Here is a 20,203-nt window from a genome sequence, read left to right as displayed (position 1 = left end):
GTTTTATGTCGCTGCGCAAACAGTTGTTTCTCGCCATTTGCCTGTTCTTGCTGGTGGCTTTCAGTGGCAGTTTTTTTGTCAGCCTGGAAAGCTCCCGTGGACAGATGCTCGGCCAGTTGCGTTCCCACGCCCAGGACGCCGCCACCGCCTTGGGTTTGTCGTTGACCGCGCAGATCGACGACCCGGCGATGACCGAATTGATGGTCAGCTCGATTTTCGACAGCGGCTATTTCCGCAGCATCCGCGTCATCAATATCGTTGATGGACAAGTGCTGGTGGAGCGCAGCGCACCGGCACAGATCGAAGGCGTGCCCGGCTGGTTTGTGAGTCTGGTCAACCTGCGCCCGGAAGGTGGCGATGCGCTGATCATGCGCGGTTGGGAACAGGTGGCGCGGGTCGAAGTGTTGAGCAATCCGCAGTTCGCCCTGGCCAAACTCTGGGACAGCACACTTGGCAGCCTTATCTGGCTGTTGATCTGCGGGCTGCTCAGCGCCGTATTCGGTGGATGGTTGTTACGCCGGCAATTGCGCCCGCTCGACAAAATGGTCAGGCAAGCCGAAGCCATCAGCAAACGCGAGTTCCTCAGCCTGCCAAAACTGCCACGCACCCCTGAACTGCGGCGCGTGGTGCTGGCGATGAATCAGATGGTCGAAAAGCTCAAAGCGCTGTTCTCCGAAGAGGCCACGCGCAGCGAAAAACTGCGGGCCGAATCCTATCAGGACAGCCTCACGGGCCTGGCCAATCGACGCTTGCTGGACGAACAACTGGCCGACCATTTGTTGGTCTCCGAGCAAAGCAGCGACGGCCATTTGCTGATGCTGCGAATCAACGACCTGATCGGCCTCAACCAACGCCTGGGCGGCCAGCGCACCGATGGGCTGATCAGCGCCGTCGGCGAATTGCTCAAACGACTCACGCAACTGCCGGAACGGCGTACCTGGCTGGCGGCGCGCAATCGTGGTGGTGAATTCAGCCTGCTGACACCGGGCCTGGACAGCACCGAAGCGGCCCGCCTCGCTTCGGAAATCAGCGCCACCCTGGAAAATCTGCGCCTGACCGGCGCCAGCGATTGCATGCCCGTGGCGCACTTGGGCGTGGTCGCCTATCAGCCCGGCGAACCGGCCGGCGACGTCCTGCTGCGCCTCGATCAAGCGCTGGCCCAGGCCCAGCAACATCCTGAGCGACCGTGGGTGCATCTGGCCCGTTCCGATACCGCGACGAACCACTCGCAACACGACTGGCGCACCTGGATCGACGACGCGCTGACTGAGGGCAAAATGCAGCTGTATTTCCAACCCGTCGTGCAATGCGCCGACACCAGCCAGGTGCTGCACCACAAAGTCCTCGCGCGCCTGCTCGACCCACAAGGCGAGGCCATCGCCGCCGGGCATTTCCTGCCGTGGATCGAGCGTCTCGGCTGGTCGGCACGGTTCGACCTGGCGATGCTCGAAGCCACCCTCGACTACCTCATCGTCAACCGCTGGCCCCTGGCGTTGAGCCTGTCCGGCAGCACCTTGCGCGACCCGGTACAACTGCGACAAATAATCGACATGCTCGAATCGCTGCCTGATCTGGCACCCCTGCTGACACTGGAAATCGACGAACGCCAACTGCCGCCCCCCGATGAATTACAACGCCTGAGCCATAGCCTGCTCGACACCGGATACCGCATCGGTTTACAGCACTTCGGCGGCAGCTTCAGCCAGATCGGCAACCTGACGCAGTTGGGATTGGCATATCTGAAAATCGATGGGGCGTACATCCGGCACATTGATGAGCAGAGTGACAAGCGGCTGTTTATTGATGCGATTTACCGGGCAACCAACAGTATTGATTTGCCGTTGATTGCGGAGATGGTCGAGACGAAAGGCGAGCTGGAGGTGATTCGGGAGTTGGGGTTATTTGGGGTGATGGGGCGGTTGATCGGGCCGCCGGAGCCAATGTGAGGGATTGACCGTTCGTCTTAAAATCATCGCTACCTGTCAGATCTGACAGTAGGCAAACTACCACGCCAACTATCTAATCCATCCATATCGGTGCCGCACATTCGGGAAGCCGGCGCCTCTACGGAAGGTACGCATTCATGAATACCCCAGTGACAAACTCTGCCCCCGCACATAATGGACAGATCGTGGTATTTCCACCCGATCGCGGGCTCGGCGTACTGGCTGTCGTCCCGCCCTACCCTGTTGGTTTCAAACCGCAGAGCGATGGAGCTTTGGGGATCAATATCAACATGGTGCATGGCGACCGCGACGGCTTGCTGGTTTACATCCTCGCCTATCTGAACATGGCCATTGGCGACAACATCAGGGTTTACATCGAAACAAAAAACGCTCCCGTCGCTGAATTTTCGGTCACCGAAGCGCATTTCGATGCTCAAGGGAAAGCGAAAGACATTCCGTTCTATATTTCGGCCCAAAAGATGGAAGCCAGGTTTCTGCCGCTGAAACCAGAGAACAAAGACTTCTGGCTCGAGGTTGAGCGCGTGAGCGGCAACGGCACTGAACAAGCGCCGCCCGTTCCGCTGTTTTACAAATACCCGGCACCGGGCGAAGCGGACACCGACGGCGGCAAGCCATTTAACCAGGGCCTCAAATTGCCTGTCGCCTCGGAAAGCGTCGTCGATCAGACAGTGATCGATGACGGCATGTTCGTGACCGTGCTGGAATATTTCAATCAGTCCATCGGCGACGTGGTGGTGCTTGCCTTCGGGTCTTTGCTTCTGGAGAGCACTGTCACCGCATTGGGGGATGTAGTCTTTGAACTGACCCCGGAAATGCTCGCCACCCTGGCGCCCACCAACAGCCTGGTGGTGCGCTGGGAAGCGTTCGACGTGGTGGAGAACGCCAGCGGCTGGTCAGATGCGCTCATCCTCACGTTCAAACCCGGCATGGTGTTACTGGCCGCACCGATTTTTGAGAAGGCTGATCCCGACAATGTGGTGAATCACAATGGGCTCGCAGGCGCAGCCATGGTGATCCTGGTCACCGGTGTCTTTGCGATCAACGATCTGATCAAGCTGACCCTGGACGGGCTCACCAAAGGGGGCGACCCGGTCACCCACACTTTCAGCGTGACGCTGACCGCTGCGAGCAGATCCCTGGACTTTCCGGTGTTAAACGAGTGGGTACGCAACCTGATTGGCGGTTCGGCGCGGGCCACCTATACATTGACCAAGGCAGGCAAGACCCAGCGTTCGAAACCCGCCGATGCCACGTTCACTGGCACGTCCCAGCCATTGGGGCTACCGACTGTTGCACCTCTGGTAGACAACAAGCTGCCGGTCGACACCGCCACGGCCACGGTGCAGGTCGCCGAATACTGGCCTTTGAAAAAAGGCGCGATCGTCAAACTTTACTGGCAAACCACCGATCAGGACGGGATTACGGCGCTGTTCATTTTCCAACTGATCGTCACCGACCCGGCACAGCCGGTCATCTTCCAGGTGCCTGCCAAATACATCGCCCCCTACGCCAGCACTCCTTTGACGGTGCAATGCACGGTGACCAACCCGGGTGAGGTCGAGGTGTTTTCGCAGTTGCTGCAGTTGATGTTTGGCGATGCGGCGAAAATTGTACTGGAGCCACCGGTTCTGCTACCGCCGGCCACTAACCCCCTCGACCTGCTGAATCACGCCCAGGGCGTAAACGTTCGCGTCGCATTCACGGGGGCGTTATCCGGAGATCAGGCGCAACTGAAACTGCTCAATCGCTTGCCAGATTCACCGGCGTTTGCGGTTCAACCGCTCGATCAGAACCGTCAGACCGTCTTTTCCCTCAATGCGGTGTTTCTCGGCGCATGGCTCGGTAAAGTACCGCAATTGTCGTGGGTGCTGATTCGGGGAGGGCGAGAGATTGCCGAGTCGGACGCGCTGATGTTGAGGGTGAATCCGATAGTAGATGGGGATCCGCGGCTTCCAATGCCGGTCATCGCGAATCGCACAGGACTGGATCTGGATGTTACAAAACTGGTGGCTGGCGATACATCAAGTATTGCGCAATGGTTGCTTCAATTGGCGGGACAATTTGTGTGGCTACGGTATGAAGGGTTTGATAGCAACGGTACGCCAGTTTTTTACGATGACCTCAATGGCGTGCCGCATTACGAAACGCATGGCCTGACCCGACCGATCCCATTGAAGTGGTTGCAGACTCTCCGGAACGGAAGTGCTCTGACGATTACGTTCAAGGTTAATTTTGGCAAAGTGGCTGACCTGAACAGGGTGAGTTTTCCAATACGGCGCTATACGGTCAAAGTGGCGCCAGCTCTTCCGGAGCTTATTGTGGATACCTCGCGTTTGCTCTTGCTAGGGGAGAATTTCTCTTTTAAACATACTTTTGCCACTGAAGGTTATTATTCGGGTGTCGATGCCCTCGGCACGGCTGCAAACCGGGCAGCATCGGGGGGCGTTCCTCCCTATACCTATGAGTCAGAAAACGAAAAGATAGCGACAATAGATCGTCACGGAGTGGTTCGTAGCGAAAGCAATGGCACCACTAGAATCTGGGTGCGCGATGCTGCTCGTCAGCAAAAATCTTTTGAGGTTCAAACGGCTAACGTCATCCATGTCGAATACACGCCAAGATCAACTTTAGCGAATGGAAAAGCGCACGTTCGTAGCGTTGGCGGCACGATGATTGCCAATAGCTTGACAGATCGCCGAGTACAAATCGCGTCTAGACGGTCAAGTAGATTCGCTGTGAATCTCGGCATCATCGCTCCAGAAAACTCCAAAACTCAAATTTCAATTGTTCGAAATACGGGTGGACCCGTTCAGTTCAGTCGATCATCGCTCTATGCGGACGGTACGTTGCTGTTTGGGTACTGGACTGAATCTACAGGTCTCTAGTTTTAGCGAGTCAGATGAGCCGTTCGAACCAAAAATAGACGAGGAGTAGGTCCGGTTAGTTATCTGTCTCTATCTCGAACGTTAGCGAGCATTAAACGGCGATGTTTAAAAGACATCTCCAGACACTGACCAAAGCTACACAACCTTGCGCCGTTACCTACGACTGCGCCAGAATCCGCCGGCTTGTGCGCCTTGTGCCGGGGCTCTATCGTTTCCCGGTCGCTGACAAATCAGCGATCGGGTTTAGCGACCCGAACCTATGTAGGCGCAACAGCGCTCCAAACTCTCTTGCAGACTGTTCATGTCTGCGGTTGATGTCATGGCGGCTGTGCGCGGGAGACTTTCGAGTCTGCCGGGCGCCTACACCCGGTTCGCTAACCTGCGTGCAGCCGCCACCCTTACTTGTTTAGCGACAGGTCTTGGTGGCTCCATTTCTTGTAGGAGTTTCACCATGTTCAAAATCACACCCAACCCGCCCGAAACCGACGATGTTTCCCCCTACGAATCCATCGATTCGAAAAAGCTCAACAACGCCGCCGACCGCGCCCTCGATTACTACCTCAAACCGGTCGTTCCCAAAGACATCCCGCGCAAACCGAGCACTATCTATTCCATCGACCCCGACACCAACGACGAGACCCTGCTGGTCAACGCCTGCGAAACCCTGGCGTCGGCGAGTGTAATGCTGAGTAATTTCGCGGGGTTGATGGAGGGTTCACATCGCAACACGGTGCTGGGGATTCAGCAGGTGGTGATGCTGGGGGAGTTGGCGGTGAACCGGATGCTGGATAATTTCGTGCCGCAGGGTTAGCGAAGAACCTGCGGCAAACGCATTCCTGTGGCGAGGGAGCTTGCTCCCGCTCGGCGGCGAAGCCGTCGTCATTCAGGCGCATGCGGTTTAATTGCAGAAATCGCGGTGAATGGTTTGGGGGCTGCTTCGCAACCCAGCGGGAGCAAGCTCTTATCAAACAAAAAATAACCCATTGTTTTTGCTCTTGAAAAATCATGCTGCTTTGACCAGTTGCATGCCTAGCTTGCGTGCTTTTCGCTCCAGAGCGCGCAGCTGTCGGCTGCGGCTTTTTTCTTCAAACTCTTCAATTCCCTTCTCAACATAGGGCTGCCCCTTCGTCAGCATGGCGTAGATCAGCCGCGCCAATTGGTGTGCGGTGGCTTTGATCGCGCAACTGGTGTCCATCCGCGTCAGGCGGGCGCGGTGGCTGGCGCCGATGAAACTTTTGTCCTGTCGCCCATTGGAAGCCGCTTGCTTAAGCGCTTGAGCTGCTCGATTAATGATTTTCGGTGCTTTCCCTGGAAGCGGTTTACCTCCTGATATCCGCGTAGGCGGTGCCACGCCCAGCCAGGAGCAAAAGTGCTGAGAGGTGGGAAAACGTGACAAATCCGGCCCCAATTCACTGGCTAATACCAGCGCCGTATCAATCCCGATGGTGGGGATAGCCGTCAGGTCCACACCCATTACCTTGTTCAATGCCCGGTGCAACGCTTGCTGTTGGTCGGTCGAGCGGTGCGGGCTGCGCAGCGGCTTGCCGGGTGCCACTGGTTCATGCTCAAGAACCGGTAGTCGCTCAAGTGCCTGGGCGATGGCCCGGTCACACTCGGCGATCTGGGTTTCCAGAAAGTCATGGCAGGCCAATTCCTGACTCAGAGCATGCAAGTGCTCGGCTCGCCAGTTGCCATGCAAACTGCGGGCAATGGTCGCCTGATCTGCCTTGATGCGCCCGTCTTTCATCGTTGCGAGTTGTTCAGGGTTACGCTCGCCGCCGACAATAGCCCGCAAAATCTTCAGGCCCGTCACCCCGGTGATATCGCTGATGACTTGGGCCAGCTGGATGTTCATCTGGCTCAAGGCTTTTTGCATGCGATTGATGGACTTGGCTTGATCGCAGACTTTATTGGCTCGCTGACGGACCAGAGAGCGCATTGAGCAGATTTCATCCGAAGGGCGAAACGCACCGCTGAGCAGGCCATGGGTCATGAGCTGCCAAATCCACTGGCAGTCGAGCACATCGGACTTGCGACCTGAGGTCTGCCGGGTGGCGCGCGAGTTGACGAGGTAAACCTCGAATCCGCGTGCATCCAGCACTTCGAAAAGGGGGATCCAGTAGACCCCCGTCGCCTCCATGGCCACCACGTTGATGTTCAGTGACTGGAGCCAGTCGGCCAAAGCAATCAAGTCGTCGGTGAAGGTGGAGAATTGACGAACAGGCGGATCACATCGCCCTGAATCCACGGCGACCCAGTGTTCGCGAAGGCCGACATCAATGCCGGCACAGTGATGATGGATAATCTCAAAACGCTTCTGGTTCTTGCGCGCCATGACAATTCCTCGCAGGATTGAACGACGCGCGCGGGGTACACGGTGGCGAACGGATTCACTCTCTTATACGAGGTCATGGCTTACGCCATGCCGTCAGCGACTCCACGCCGATACCGTGCAGGCCACTCTCCCTCTCGGGTGCTGTCACACCAGTGCTGGTTACGGCCTTTGCCCCGCGCGCGTTCTTCAAACTTTACGATGAACCTGTTTGCTGCGCGACAGCGCGGCGTCGAAGACGGCGCGGGGCCTCCCTCGCCACAACAGCGTGTCAGGCTGTGAGTTTTGTGGTGGTCTTTTGGGCCTCTTCGCGGGCAAGCCCGCTCCCACAGTGATCTGGGTTGTTCGCCTGTTTTGTGTTCACTGAAGATCAAATGTGGGAGCGAGCCGGCTCCGGGCGGCGATCCGACGAAGGCGATCTCACAGACAACAAAAAACCCGCCATTCCTTACCCAGGAATGGCGGGTTTTGTCGTTTCAGCCTTCAGGTCACACGGCGTCAAGGCAAAAGGCAAGGCAAAAGGGGACGGATCTATTTATCCATTCGGTGTATGGATCACCGGACCTTGAGTGTGTATTAAACGGCGATGTTTAAAAGACATCTCCTGACACTGACCAAGGCTACACATCCTTGCGCCGTTGCCTACGACTGCGCCAGAATCCGCCGGCTTGTGCGCCTTGAGCCGGGCCTCTATCGTTTCCCGGTCGCTGACAAATCAGCGATCGGGTTTAGCAGCTCGGAGAATATCAAGGCACGTCAGTGTCGCCTCTGATCAACCGACACAGTTTTCGTCAGTTGCTCTACGTTATGGCGGCTTTGCGTGGGGCACTTCGGTGCGCCGGGTTCCTTGATGCCTGGTCTGCTAACCCGCGTACAGCCGCCACCCTTTTCGTTTAGCAGCGATGGGTGACGACTCCAATCATCAAGGAGTTTCACCATGTTCAAGATCACACCCAACCCACCCGAAACCGACGACGTGTCCCCCTACGAAACCCCCGATTCCAAAAAACTCAACGAGGCCGCCGACCGCGCCCTCGATTACTACCTCAAACCGGTCGTTCCCAAAGACATCCCGCGCAAACCGAGCACTATCTATTCCATCGACCCCGACACCAACGACGAGACCCTGCTGGTCAACGCCTGTGAAACCCTGGCGTCGGCGAGTGTGATGCTGAGTAATTTTGCGGGGTTGATGGAGGGCTCACATCGCAACACGGTGCTGGGGATTCAGCAGGTGGTGATGCTGGGGGAGTTGGCGGTGAACCGGATGCTGGATAATTTCGTGCCGCAGGGTTAGCGAAGAGTCTGCGGCGAACACGTTACTGTGGCGAGGGAGCTTGCTCCCGCTCGGCGGCGAAGCCGTCGTCATTCAGGCGCATGCGGTTTAATTGCAGAAATCACGGTGAATGGTTTGGGGCCGCTTCGCAGCCCTGCGGGAGCAAGCTCCCTCGCCACAACAGCTCTTCAGGCTGTGAGTTTTGTGGTGGTCTTTCGGGCCTCATCGCGAGCAGGCTCGCTCCTACAGTTGATCTGGGTTGTTCGCCTGCTTTGTGTTCACTGAAGACCGAATGTGGGAGCGGGCTTGCTCCCGGCGGCGATCCGACGAAGGCGATTTCACAGACAACAAAAAACCCGCCATTCCTTTATCGGGAATGGCGGGTTTTGTCGTTTCGGATGTCAGCCTTCAGATCACACGGTATCCACCTTCAACGAATGGTCATTCAACATGCCATTGATGATGGTCGCGGTATCATGCCCGCCCGCGACCAGCCCGCCCGCTCCCGGTGTGACGCCGTAATGGCTCGCCAGGTTGACACCCGCCAGGTCGATGGTCTGGTTCGGTGCCGCACCGGCCATGGCGCTGACGTCGATGCTGGTCAGTACCGAGGCGCCGCTGCCGATGACTTTGAAGTGCAGGTAGTCATCCAGCGATGCCGCCGTGCCGTTTTCGCCTTGCAGCAGTTGCGACAAATCGAGTTTGTCGGTGCCTGGGGTGAAGTCGGTAACGACGTCGTGGCCGCTGTTGCCTTTGAGCCACTGGAAGGTGTCGGCCCCTGCCCCGCCGGTGAGGGTGTTGTTGCCCAGGCCGCCGATCAGGAAGTCGTCACCGCCGCCACCCTTGAGGATGTCGTCGCCCAAACCGCCGGTTATGACGTTGCTGAAGTTATCGCCCGTGAGCGAGTCGTTGAAGTTGGAGCCGGTGAGATTTTCGATGGCGGTCAGGGTGTCGGTGCCAGCGCCGCCGGTGTTTTGCGCGGTGGCCAGGCTCAGGTCGACCGTGACCCCAGCGGTGGCGTGGGCATAGCTCACGGTGTCGGTGCCGGTGCCGCCGTCGAGCAAGTCGTTGCCGGTGCCGCTGAACAGCAAGTCATTGCCGGCGCCGCCGTGCAGCTCGTTGTTGCCAGAACCGGCAGTGAGCACGTCGTTGCCGTCGCCGGCATTGAGGACGTTGTTACCGGTGCCCGCCACCAACACATCGTCGCCTGCGGTGCCGGTGAGGGTGTGGCCGTCCTGATAGCTGATGGTCACGCCCGCGCTGTCGCTGCCACCGTGGTTGTCGTTGGCGGTGTAGGTGCCGTGGGCATCGGGGGCGATGTCATGGCCCCCGGCGTAGTTGAGGGTCATGGTCAGCTGGTAGTTTTCCGCCCCCTTCCCGCTGTTGCCCGGACCACCGTCGTCGATGTTGGTGATGTGAATCTGATACGTCCCGTCCGCCGCCGCAGTAAGGGTTTGCCCGTCCGCGAGGGCGATCCACGCGCCGCCGTTGAGCGAATACTTCATGACGATATGACCGCCCGCCAGGTTGTGGTCCAGGTTGAGGGTTTCGCCCTGTTTGAGGTTGACGGTGATCCGGTCCTCATCGTTGGCATTGGCGTTGGTCACCCCGCCCAGATAACCACTGACCACCAGAACCGCCGTCATGGTCGCCGCGTTTGCCGCAAAGGCGTTGCGCACATTCGCCAGGACCTGGTTGGCGGTGTTGTTGCCGGTCGAGGAGAAGCTGATCGCGCCAGTGCCGGTGAAGTCGGCGCTTTTTGAAATCCAGCCGGTGTTGAAGTTGGTGGGTGAAGCCGTCAGCGGATCGCCATCGGCATCGGTGTCGTTGGCCAGCAGCAATTCACCCGGCACCACGATGTTGCCCGAGAGCACGTTGGTGATGATGTGGTCATCGGCCGCCACCGGCGCCGCGTTCGGAATGACTTTGACCGTGAGCGTGGAGCTGGCCAGGTCGCCGTCGTTGTCGCTGGCGGTGAAGCCGATGTTTTCGGTGATCACCACTGCCGTGGTTTTTTGCGAGGTGTAGGTGTACTCGCCGGTGTCGAGGTTGACCACCAGGGTGCCGCCATTGTTGGTGGCGATGCTGATGCTGTTGTTCACCGTGTTGAACGTGCCGTGGTTGGCGCCGCCACTGAAGTTCAACGAACCCTGATTGCTGTTGCCTTTAGGGTCGTAGGTGTACGTCGTGCCGTCGACCACGAGGGTTTTGATGAAGCCGCCATCGGCGCCGAACGTGCCGCCTTCGAGCAAGGTGCCGGTGACTGGCGCACCGACTACCGTGCCCGACAGCACCGAGTTGAGTTGGTTGAGATCGGTCACCACCACCGCGTTGGTGTTGGTATGCGTACTGCCGTCATAGGCCAGCGGATCGAGATTGGCGTTGCTCACGCCGCTGCCCAGGCCGATCGCGTAGTTTTTGATGCTGTTGGCGTCGAGGAAGGCTTTGAGCGCGGTTTCGTCTGCGGTGCCAATGTCGCCTTCGTTGGGTTTGCCGTCGGAGAAGAAGTAGCCGACGTTCTGCGCCCCGGTCAGTTTGCCCGAGGTGTTGAACGCGGTTTGCATCGTCGCGACAGCCGCGTCGTAGTTGGTGCCACCGCCGGCAGTCAGGCCGGAGATGATCGACTTGGCGGTCGCTACATCCACCCAGATCGATGTCTTGTCGGTGGCGTTGCTGCTGAAGGTGACGATCTGCACTTTCACATCGCCCAGGTCATCGTATTTGTCGAGCAAGGCACTGATCGCCTGCTTGGCCAGCGCCAACCGCGACAACCCGGGAACGCCGGACGCGTCGGCCATACTGCCGGAGACGTCGATCACCAACAGCAGGTTGGAATCGATCTCGACCGCGGCGACCGAACGATCGGAAGCGACCGCCTTGGGTACGTCGTCGACGATGCTCACTACGATGGTGCTGGTGGAGCTGTTGCCCAGTGCATCCGTGGCTTTGTAGGTGAAGCTTTCGCTCAGGGTGTTGGGCCCGTCGTTGGCATTCGGCGAGGTTTTCGGTGCCGAGGTCAGGGTGTAGGTGTAGGTGCCGTTGGGGTTGAGCAGCATTTGTCCGTAGGTCCCGGTGGCACTGCCGACCAGGGTGTACGTGACCGCGCCACTCGCGCCGGTGACGGAGCCGACTAGGGTGCCAGTGGCCGTTTCGCCGGTGTTGCCGGGCTCGCTGCCCGTGACAGTACCGGCCGCCAGGTCTTGCCCGTCCTTGGTCAGGTCCAGCGCTTTCTCGTAGACGGTGACATCGGTGTCGGTGACCGCTTTGATGCAGTTGTTCGACACATCGATGGTGATGGTGGTGGTGCTTTCATCGCCGTCGGCATCGCGCACGGTGTAGGTGAACGTGTCGGTGGCGCCCGCACCGCTCACCGCGTTGGGATTGCTGTGATAGGTCGCGTTGCCGTTGGCATCCAGCGTCAGGTAACCGTAGGTGCCGTTGATGTTCGTGCCCAGGCCGCCAATGGCCGAGGACGACGTGTCCGAGCCTGCCCGCACACCAACCACCGCACCACCGGCTGCCGCGCCGTCGGCGCCCTTGATGTCGTTGCCCAGCACGTTGCCGCTGACGGTGCCGCCTTCGACCACGCTCGCCGTGTCCGCTTTGGCCGTCGGCAAATCATCGACGATGTTGACGTTGATCTGACCCGTCGCGGTGCTGCCGTCGGTGTCCGTCGCCACCACGTTGAAGTTCTCAGTGAGGCTGTTGGCACCGTTGGCGTTCGGATGGGTTTCGTTGTCCGCCAGGGTGTAGCTGTAACTGACCACGCCAGTGGCCGGGTTGTAACCGGTGATGGTCAGCGTGCTGCCGAGCGGGGTGACCACCGATTGCGGGAAGCCTGCCGCCACGCCACCAGTGACCAGCGCAATGCCGCCCACGGTGAGGGTTTGCAGACCGTCCAGTGCGGTCACGGTGAAGGTGCCGTTCTGGGTCAGTGCGGGCGCGTTCGGGCTGGTGCCGTCGCTGAGGTTTTTCTCGTAGACGGTCAGTTCGCCGCCGTACACATCGAGGCCGTTGAGCGTGACCGGGTCGTTGTTGTTCTGGATGTTCAGCACCAGGTTGGCGGTGCTGGTATCGCCGTCGGCATCCGTAAGGGTGTAGGCGAAGGTTTCAGTGCCCGTGCCGCCGCCGTGCAGGTTTTTGAAATCGGCATCGTTGGTGTTCAGCGTGTAGGTGTACGTGCCGTTGGCGTTGAGCACCAGGGTGCCGTAAGTACCGGTGAAAGTGCCCGGGGTGACAGGCCCGGCGTTCGGGCCGGTGGCGACGCGGTCCGCGCCCTGGACGTCGTTGGTCAGAACATTGCCATTGAGCGTCAGCGCGGCCTCCGACGCTGTGCCGGTGTTGCTGTCGTTGAAGGCTTTTGGCACGTCATCGACGATTTTCACCACGATGGTGCTGGTGGTGCTGTTACCCAGCGAATCGGTGGCCTGGTAGGTGAAGCTTTCAGTCAGCGAATTCGCGCCGTCGTTGGCAGGCGGCGTGGTGGTCGCAGGCGATGTCAGGGTGTAGGTGTACGTGCCGTTGGGGTTGAGCTGGATCTGCCCATAGTTGCCCGTGGCGCTTCCCACCAGCGTGTAAGTGATTGCGCCGGTCGCGCCGGTGACCGAGCCGACCAGCGTGCCCTTGGCGGTTTCGCCGGTGCTGGTTGGATCGCTGCCGATGACCGTGCCGGCCGCCAGGTCTTGTCCGTCCTTGGTCAGGTCCAGGGCTTTTTCGTAGACGGTCACGTCGGTATCGCTGACCGCTTTGATGCCGCTGTTGTACACATCGATGGTGATCGTGGTGGTGCTTTCATCACCATCGGCATCGCGCACGGTATAGGTGAACACGTCAGTCGCGCCAGGGCCGTTCACCGCGTTGGGATTGCTGTGGTAGGTCGCGTTGCCGTTGGCGTCCAGGGTCAGGTAACCGTAGGTGCCGTTGATGTTCGTGCCCAGGCCACCAATGGCCGAGGTCGAGGTGTCCGAACCTGCGCGCACGCCAATCACCGCGCCGCTGAGCGCCGGGCCGTCGGCACCGCCGATGTCGTTATCCAGCACGTTGCCCGAGACGGTCGCGCCCTCGCCCACCGAGGCGTGATCAGGGTTGGCGGTGGGCAGGTCATCGACGATGTTGACATTGATCTGGCCCGACGCGGTGCTGCCGTCGGTGTCCGTCGCCACCACGTTGAAGTTCTCGGTGAGGCTGTTGGTGCCATTGGCGTTCGGGTGGGTTTCGTTGTCCACCAGGGTGTAGCTGTAGCTGATCACGCCGGTGGCCGGGTTGTAGCCGGTGATGGTCAGCGTGCTGCCCAACGGGGTGACGATCGATTGCGGGAAGCCTGCGGCCACGCCCCCGCTGACCACCGAGATGCCGCCGACGGTCAGGGTTTGCAGGCCATCGAGGGCGGTCACGGTGAAGGTGCCGCTCTGGGTCAGGGCGGGCGCGTTCGGGCTGGTGCCGTCGCTGAGGTTTTTCTCGTAGACGGTGATTTCGCCGCCATTGACGTTGAGGCCATCGATGGTCACCGGATCATCGTTGTTGTGGATTTGCAGCACCAGGTTGGCGGTGCTGGTGTCGCCGTCGGCATCGGTCAGTGTGTAGGTGAAGGTTTCCGTACCGTTGCCATTGCCGTGCAACGCTTTGAAGTCAGCGTCGCTGGTGTTCAGAGTGTAGGTGTATGTGCCGTTAGCGTTCAGCACCAGGGTGCCGTAAGTCCCGGTGAAGGTGCCGGGAGTGATCGGGCCGGCATTCTCACCGACGGTCACGCGGTCAGCGCCTTGCACGTCGTTGGTCAGCACGTTGCCGTTGAGGGTCAGCAGGGTTTCCGAAGCAGTGCCGGTGTTGCTGTCATCCACGGCCTGAGGCAGGTCGTCGACGATGTTGACGTCTAGATTGCCGTTGGCGGTGGTGCCGTTGTCATCGACCACGGTGACGGCGAACTGCTCGGAGATACCGTTGGCGCCGTTGGCGGTCGGATGCGCTTCGTTATCGGCCAGGGTGTAGCTGTAACTGACCACGCCGGTGGCGCTGTCGAACCCGGTGATGGTCAGCGTGCTGCCGAGCGGCGTGACGATCGATTGCGGAAAGCCGGCGGACACGCCGCCAACCACCACGTTGATGCCGCCGACGCTGAGGGTTTGCACGCCGTCGAGGGCAGTGATGGTGAAGGTGCCGCTCTGGGTCAGTGCCGGTGCATCGGGGCTGCTGCCGTCGCTGAGGTTTTTCTCGTAGACAACGAGTTCGCCGCCCTCGACGTTGAGACCGTCGATCGTGACCGGGTCGTCGTTGTTTTGAATTTGCAGCACCAGGTTGGCGGTGCTGGTGTCGCCATCGGCATCGGTCAGGGTGTAGGTGAAAGTTTCGGTGCCGCTGCCGCCGCCGTGCAGCGCCTTGAAATCGGCATCGCTGGTGTTCAGCGTGTAGGTGTAACTGCCGTTGGGATTGAGCACCAGCGTGCCGTAAGTCCCGGTGAAGGTGCCACCGATGATCGGCCCGCTGTTGGGCCCGGTGGGAATGCGGTCAGCCCCCTGCGAGTCATTGGGCAGCACATTGCCGGTCAGGGTCAGCAGGGTTTCCGAGGCAGTATTTGCGTTGCTGTCATCGACCGCTTTGGGCACGTCGTCGGTGATGTTGACGTCCAGCGTGCCGGTGGCGGTATCGCCATTGGAATCATTAGCGACGACGGTGAACTGTTCGCTGAGGTTGTTGGCCCCCTCGCTGGCCGAATGGGTATCGTTGCCGACCAAGGTGTAGCTGTAACTCACAACGCCGGTGGCCGGGTTGTAACCGGTGATCGTCAGGGTGTTGCCCAACTGGGTGGTGATCGACTGCGGGAAGCCGGCAGCCACCCCGCCGGTGATCACGTTGATCCCGCCTATGCTCAGGCTGGTCAGCCCGTCAGGCGCGGACACGGTGAAGGTACCGTTCTGGATCAACGCGCCCGGATTGCTGGCAGAACCGTCCGCGAGGTTGGCTTCGTTGAGGGTCAGTTCGCCGCCCGCCACCGACAGGCCCGCGAGGGTGACCGGGTTGTTCGGCGCGTCAGGAACGGGAATGACACCCGTGCCCCCTGAACCGGCACCGTTGTCGCCGTTGTCGCCGTTGTCGCCGTTGTCCGGGTCACCGGCCAGACGTTCCAGCGGAAATTCGGGAATGCCGTTGAAGCCCGCGGTAGGGAAGCCAATGATGGGATCGACCCGCCCGCCCACTTCTTCAAGCATGACAAAACTGTGGCCACCGCCTGCCGCCCCACCAGGTGCGCCAGTCGAAGCAGGTCCGGCCGCCGTGGCTTCAGCGGTTTGAGTCGGGTCATCGCCGGCCGCGATGGCTTTTTGCAGTTGCTCGACATCGGTCAGTTGCGCCTGGGTCGGCGTCACCGCTTCAGCGGTATCCACATGGGACGCCTGATTCGCCAGTAGCTGGGAGGTCATTTGCAGGCTGCTGCCACGCCCGAGGGTCAGTTCCCGGCCGTTTTGCAAATGCACGGCCACCGCGCCTTCGGCCCCGGTGATCAATTGGTCGCCGGCGAACAATCGATCGCCCTCGACCAGCGCACGTCGTGTGCCGCCGCTCGTTTCCGCGAACACCTGACCAATGACTTTACTGACGATACCGATGAGCGTTGCCATGTGCATTTCCTCCGCTGCCAACCGCTGTCGGCACCCTGTTTGTGCGAAGAACGTGCTCATGGTTGAAGCAGGTTGCCTGGCGGATCGCCTGCGGGGCGCGTTTACCCGAGTAAGCCGCTGCCCCGGCGAAATTCTCGCCAAGCGTGTCGCTCGTGGGCAATGTGTCCGTTTTTGGCAAAACCCCAATGTAATCAACAACCTTGGGGCTCCAATCGCAGCCATATTGCCTTTTGTGCGATGCGTAACGATTTTGAACCTGTAGAGCGACAAAAAACTGTCGCCTCAAAACCGTTTCGCTTCCCTCCCCTCCAGCACTTCTCCGCCCTATGTCGATAAGTGGATGGAACTTTCCTCAACCCCTCGAATGCTCCCTAGAGTTCCTAAATCAAGGGCTTTCAGAGTGAACAATGTGCTGGATTTTGCAGAGCGCATAAGTTTTTTTTGGAATAAACCCTATGAAAAAAATTTCTTAGCTACGCTCTAGAATGTTCTTAGCTACGTTGTTACAAGCATGAAACGGTTTTGCTTATAAATGCCGTCAAATAATTGGCGACTGATAAAGAACCATCAGGAATCAGGGAGATGTACTCATGCGCGTTTTAACCCCCCTATGCAGCGCAGTTCTGCTGGCCATGGCCTGCACATCCCAGGCCCAAGCCATGTCGGTGACCGAGGCGATCCAGAGCACCATTGCAACCCACCCGGAACTGGCGTCGCGCGTAGACTCGCGCCTGTCCGCGGATGAGCAAGTCAAAGTCGCCAAGGGGGGCTTTTATCCATCAGTTGATCTGAACGCCGCCTACGGGCGCGGGTACAGCGATAACACCAACACCCGGGCGTTCGGCAATCACAACACCAGAATCCTCACCTACACCCAATCGGAGCTGCGTTTGCGGCAAATGCTCTTCGACGGGTTCAACACCGCCAACGAAGTCGAACGCACCAAAGGCGTGGTCAACTCCCGGGCCTATTACGCGCAAGGCACCGCTCAGGATTTGGCATTGCGCACCATCGAGGTCTACCTCGAAGTGCTCAAGCGCCGCGAACTGGTGACCCTGGCCACGAACAACCTGCAGGCTCACTTGCGGGTCAACGACCAGATCGGCCTGCGCACCCAGCGTGGCGTCGGCAGCAACGCCGACTCCGATCAGTCCAGTGCTCGCCGGGCATTGGCGCAAAACAACCTCGACACCGCCGAAGTCGATCTGGCGGATGCCGAATCGAATTTCTACGCCGTCGTCGGGCGCGTGCCCGATGAACTCGAAGCGCCGCCGTCGATCCGCGGCGAACTGCCCGGCACCCTGCCGGAAGCCCAGCAGAGCATGGTGGAAAACAACCCGTACCTGAAATCCGCCCAGGCTGACGTGCAATCGGCCGAGAGCCAATACGAAGTCGCCAAGTCGCCGTTCTACCCACGTTTCGACGCTGAAGCAGCGGTGGGCGCAAACAACAACATTCAGGGCGATGAAGGCCACGACAACGAATGGCGCGTGGGCGTGGTGATGAACTACAACCTGTTCCGCGGTGGCAGCGACAAGGCTCGCCTGGCTTCCGATGCGCATCAGATCAACCAGGCAATGGACATCCGCAACAACGCCCTGCGCCAACTCAACGAGAACATCCACCTGGCCTGGAACGCCATGGTCAATGCCAAGAAACAAACCCCGACTGCGCGCGAATACGCGGATACCAGCCGGCGCGTGCGCCTGGCGTATCAGGACCAGTTCGGCCTCGGCCAACGCACCCTGCTCGACTTGCTCGACAGTGAAAACGAGCTCTACAACGCCAATCGCCGCTACACCGAAGTGCGCTACACCGAGGAATACTCGATGTACCGCGTGCTGGCGAACATGGGCGAGTTGCTGAGCAAGCAACGGGTGGTGCTGCCCGCCGATGCGATCGCCCAGACAGAAGTGAAAAACGAAGCGCGTTTGCCTGAACTGAAATAGCTCACTGGGGGCGATCAATGTGACCAGCATGGAACCCGGCAACACCGGTGTCGATCCGCGCCTGAGCTTCGATGACCCGCTTCTGGACGGTCTGTTGATCCTCTGTAAACTCCACGGCGCGACGGTCAGTCGCGCCAGCCTGAGTGCCGGGCTGCCCCTCAACAAACAACGCCTGAGCCTGGACCTGCTGCCCCGCGCAGCAGCCCGGGCCAGCTTGCAGGCGCGGGTGCTGCGCCGCGAACTGGCGGACATTTCCGCGCTCAACCTGCCTGTGATGCTGATCCTCAACAACGGCCGCACCGCCATCCTGCGACGCTTCGGCGATGACGGCCGGTTGCTGATCCTGCCCAGCGAAGCGGACGGTGGAGAACAATGGGTCAGCCGTGAAGAATTGGCCGAAAACTACAGTGGCCAGGCCTTGTTCGCCCGGCCACGCCATGAACTCGAAGACTTGCGCTCACCCCTGGTGCCGCGTGTGGAAGCGTGGTTTCGCGACACCTTGAAGCTGTCGAAATGGCTGTACAGCGATGCGATTCTGGCGAGTTTTCTGATCAACCTTTTGGGGTTGATGGTGCCGCTGTTCGTCATGCAAACCTACGACCGCGTGGTGCCAAACCAGGCCACGTCGACCTTGTGGGTGCTGTCGATCGGCTTGCTGATCGGCACCGGTTTCGAACTGGTGCTGCGGGTGGTGCGCGCGCACTTGCTGGACACCGCCGGGAAGAAGACCGATGTGATTCTTTCCGCGACCTTGTTCGAACGCATCACCGGCATGGCCATGAAAGCGCGGCCGGCGACCATTGGCGGCTTCGCCCAGAGCATCCACGACTTCCAGGGCCTGCGCGAATTCCTCACCGCCGTCACGCTGACCAGCCTGATCGACCTACCCTTTGCTGTGCTGATGCTGGTGGTGATCGGCCTGCTCGGCGGCTGGCTGGTGGTGATTCCATTGTTGGCGTTTCCGATCACGATCATTTTCGCCATGATCATTCAGGTCCGCCTGCGCGACACCGTGCAGAAAAGCCTGAGCCTCGGCGCCGAACGCCAGGCCTTGCTGATCGAAACCCTCGGCGGCCTGGAAACCCTGAAAGCGTGCAGCGCCGAAAGCGAACGCCAGCACAAATGGGAAAGCACCCACGGCGCCCTCACCCGCCTCGACAGCCATGCGCGCAACCTCTCGGCGCTGGCCACCAACGGCACGCTGTTCATCCAGCAATTCTCCGGCATGGCGACCATCGTCGCCGGGGTCTACAGCATCATCGCCGGCAACCTCAGCGTCGGTGCGCTGGTGGCGACCTACATGCTCGGCAGCCGCGTGCTTGCACCCTTGGGACAGATCGCCGGTTTGATCACCCGCTACCAGCAAGCGCAACTGACCATGAAAAGCACCGATGCGCTGATGTCCCTGCCGCAAGAGCGCGACGCCAACCAGCGGCCGCTGGAGCGCACGCAACTGCAAGGCGCGATGGATGTCAGCGGTGTGACCTTCCACTACAACGGGCAGAACGCCCCGGCCCTGGCCAACGTCAGCTTCAGCGTCAAACCCGGCGAACGGATCGGCATCATCGGTCGCAGCGGCTCGGGCAAAAGCACCCTGGCGCGCTTGGTGATGGGGTTCTATGCGCCGGAAGAAGGCCAGTTGCTGCTCGATGGCCTGGACCTGCGGCAACTCGATGTCGCCGACCTGCGCCAGCAAATCGGTTATGTCGCCCATGACCTGCCGCTGCTGGCCGGCAGCCTGCGCGACAACCTGACGCTGGGCGCGCGTTACATCAGCGATTCACGAATGCTCGAAGTCGCCGAACTGACCGGCGTCACCGAGCTGGCGCGTCAACATCCGCAAGGTTTTGACCGGCCCGTGGGCGAACGCGGGCAGTTGCTGTCCGGCGGTCAACGCCAGGCAGTGCTGCTGGCCCGGGCCTTGTTGCTGGATCCGCCGATCATGTTGCTCGACGAACCCACCAGCGCCATGGACAACAGCAGCGAAGACGTCTTGCGGCAGAAACTCCACGGCTGGGTGCAGGGCAAGACTTTGCTGCTGGTGACTCACCGCACCTCGATGCTCAGCCTGGTGGATCGGCTGTTGGTGCTGGATAACGGGCGGATCGTGGCCGACGGTCCGAAAGAAGCGGTCATCGATGCACTGCGCAAGGGCCGTGTCGGCTCTGCGGCTGTCTAGGAGCT

8 protein-coding genes are annotated in these 20,203 nt (G+C 60.0%); 6 read left to right on the top strand and 2 right to left on the bottom strand.

The annotated features are described in order from the left end of the window. Window positions 1-5: 5 nt before the first annotated feature. The 3 genes from lapD (at window position 6) to ACA051_RS08445 (ending at window position 5,663) form a co-directional block, all read left to right on the top strand. Window positions 6-1,946: a cyclic di-GMP receptor LapD gene (lapD, locus tag ACA051_RS08455; protein WP_497374371.1), complete on the top strand. Its 1,941-nt coding sequence runs from the start codon at window positions 6-8 to the stop codon at window positions 1,944-1,946. Between the two features lie 137 nt (window positions 1,947-2,083). Next, on the top strand, window positions 2,084-4,852 hold the full coding sequence (locus ACA051_RS08450; RefSeq protein ID WP_497374369.1) for an immunoglobulin-like domain-containing protein: 2,769 nt from the start codon (window positions 2,084-2,086) through the stop codon (window positions 4,850-4,852). A 451-nt stretch (window positions 4,853-5,303) separates the two neighbouring features. Next, on the top strand, window positions 5,304-5,663 hold the full coding sequence (locus ACA051_RS08445; RefSeq protein ID WP_497309095.1) for a DUF6124 family protein: 360 nt from the start codon (window positions 5,304-5,306) through the stop codon (window positions 5,661-5,663). A 192-nt stretch (window positions 5,664-5,855) separates the two neighbouring features. Here the strand turns inward: ACA051_RS08445 and ACA051_RS08440 are convergent, their stop codons facing one another. Beyond that, on the bottom strand, window positions 5,856-7,187 hold the full coding sequence (locus ACA051_RS08440) for an IS110 family RNA-guided transposase (RefSeq protein WP_497373144.1): 1,332 nt from the start codon (window positions 7,185-7,187) through the stop codon (window positions 5,856-5,858). A gap of 934 nt (window positions 7,188-8,121) precedes the next feature. On the opposite strand from ACA051_RS08440, the gene ACA051_RS08435 reads away from it, so the two are divergent. Beyond that, window positions 8,122-8,481 carry a DUF6124 family protein gene (locus ACA051_RS08435; RefSeq protein ID WP_497374367.1) on the top strand — a complete coding sequence of 120 codons (360 nt, stop codon included), beginning with the start codon at window positions 8,122-8,124 and terminating at the stop codon, window positions 8,479-8,481. A gap of 392 nt (window positions 8,482-8,873) precedes the next feature. Here the strand turns inward: ACA051_RS08435 and ACA051_RS08430 are convergent, their stop codons facing one another. Then, window positions 8,874-16,070: a retention module-containing protein gene (locus tag ACA051_RS08430; protein WP_497374365.1), complete on the bottom strand. Its 7,197-nt coding sequence runs from the start codon at window positions 16,068-16,070 to the stop codon at window positions 8,874-8,876. Between the two features lie 590 nt (window positions 16,071-16,660). Here ACA051_RS08430 and ACA051_RS08425 point away from each other — a divergent pair. Next, complete coding sequence (locus tag ACA051_RS08425; protein WP_497309091.1) at window positions 16,661-18,019, top strand: TolC family outer membrane protein; 1,359 nt, start codon at window positions 16,661-16,663, stop codon at window positions 18,017-18,019. A gap of 19 nt (window positions 18,020-18,038) precedes the next feature. Continuing rightward, window positions 18,039-20,198 carry a type I secretion system permease/ATPase gene (locus ACA051_RS08420; RefSeq protein WP_497309089.1) on the top strand — a complete coding sequence of 720 codons (2,160 nt, stop codon included), beginning with the start codon at window positions 18,039-18,041 and terminating at the stop codon, window positions 20,196-20,198. Window positions 20,199-20,203: the final 5 nt, after the last annotated feature.

It is taken from the genome of Pseudomonas sp. LBUM1669, from assembly GCF_059695705.1.
This window is presented reverse-complemented; position numbering and strand designations above follow the sequence as displayed.

What these genes read in the sequence shown, in the direction of transcription:
- ACA051_RS08440 (WP_497373144.1), bottom strand. Translation starts at nt 7,187, where the DNA reads ATGGCGCGCAAGAACCAGAAGCGTTTTGAGATTATCCATCATCACTGT.
- ACA051_RS08450 (WP_497374369.1), top strand. Translation starts at nt 2,084, where the DNA reads ATGAATACCCCAGTGACAAACTCTGCCCCCGCACATAATGGACAGATC.
- ACA051_RS08430 (WP_497374365.1), bottom strand. Translation starts at nt 16,070, where the DNA reads ATGGCAACGCTCATCGGTATCGTCAGTAAAGTCATTGGTCAGGTGTTC.
- ACA051_RS08425 (WP_497309091.1), top strand. Translation starts at nt 16,661, where the DNA reads ATGCGCGTTTTAACCCCCCTATGCAGCGCAGTTCTGCTGGCCATGGCC.
- lapD (WP_497374371.1), top strand. Translation starts at nt 6, where the DNA reads ATGTCGCTGCGCAAACAGTTGTTTCTCGCCATTTGCCTGTTCTTGCTG.
- ACA051_RS08445 (WP_497309095.1), top strand. Translation starts at nt 5,304, where the DNA reads ATGTTCAAAATCACACCCAACCCGCCCGAAACCGACGATGTTTCCCCC.
- ACA051_RS08435 (WP_497374367.1), top strand. Translation starts at nt 8,122, where the DNA reads ATGTTCAAGATCACACCCAACCCACCCGAAACCGACGACGTGTCCCCC.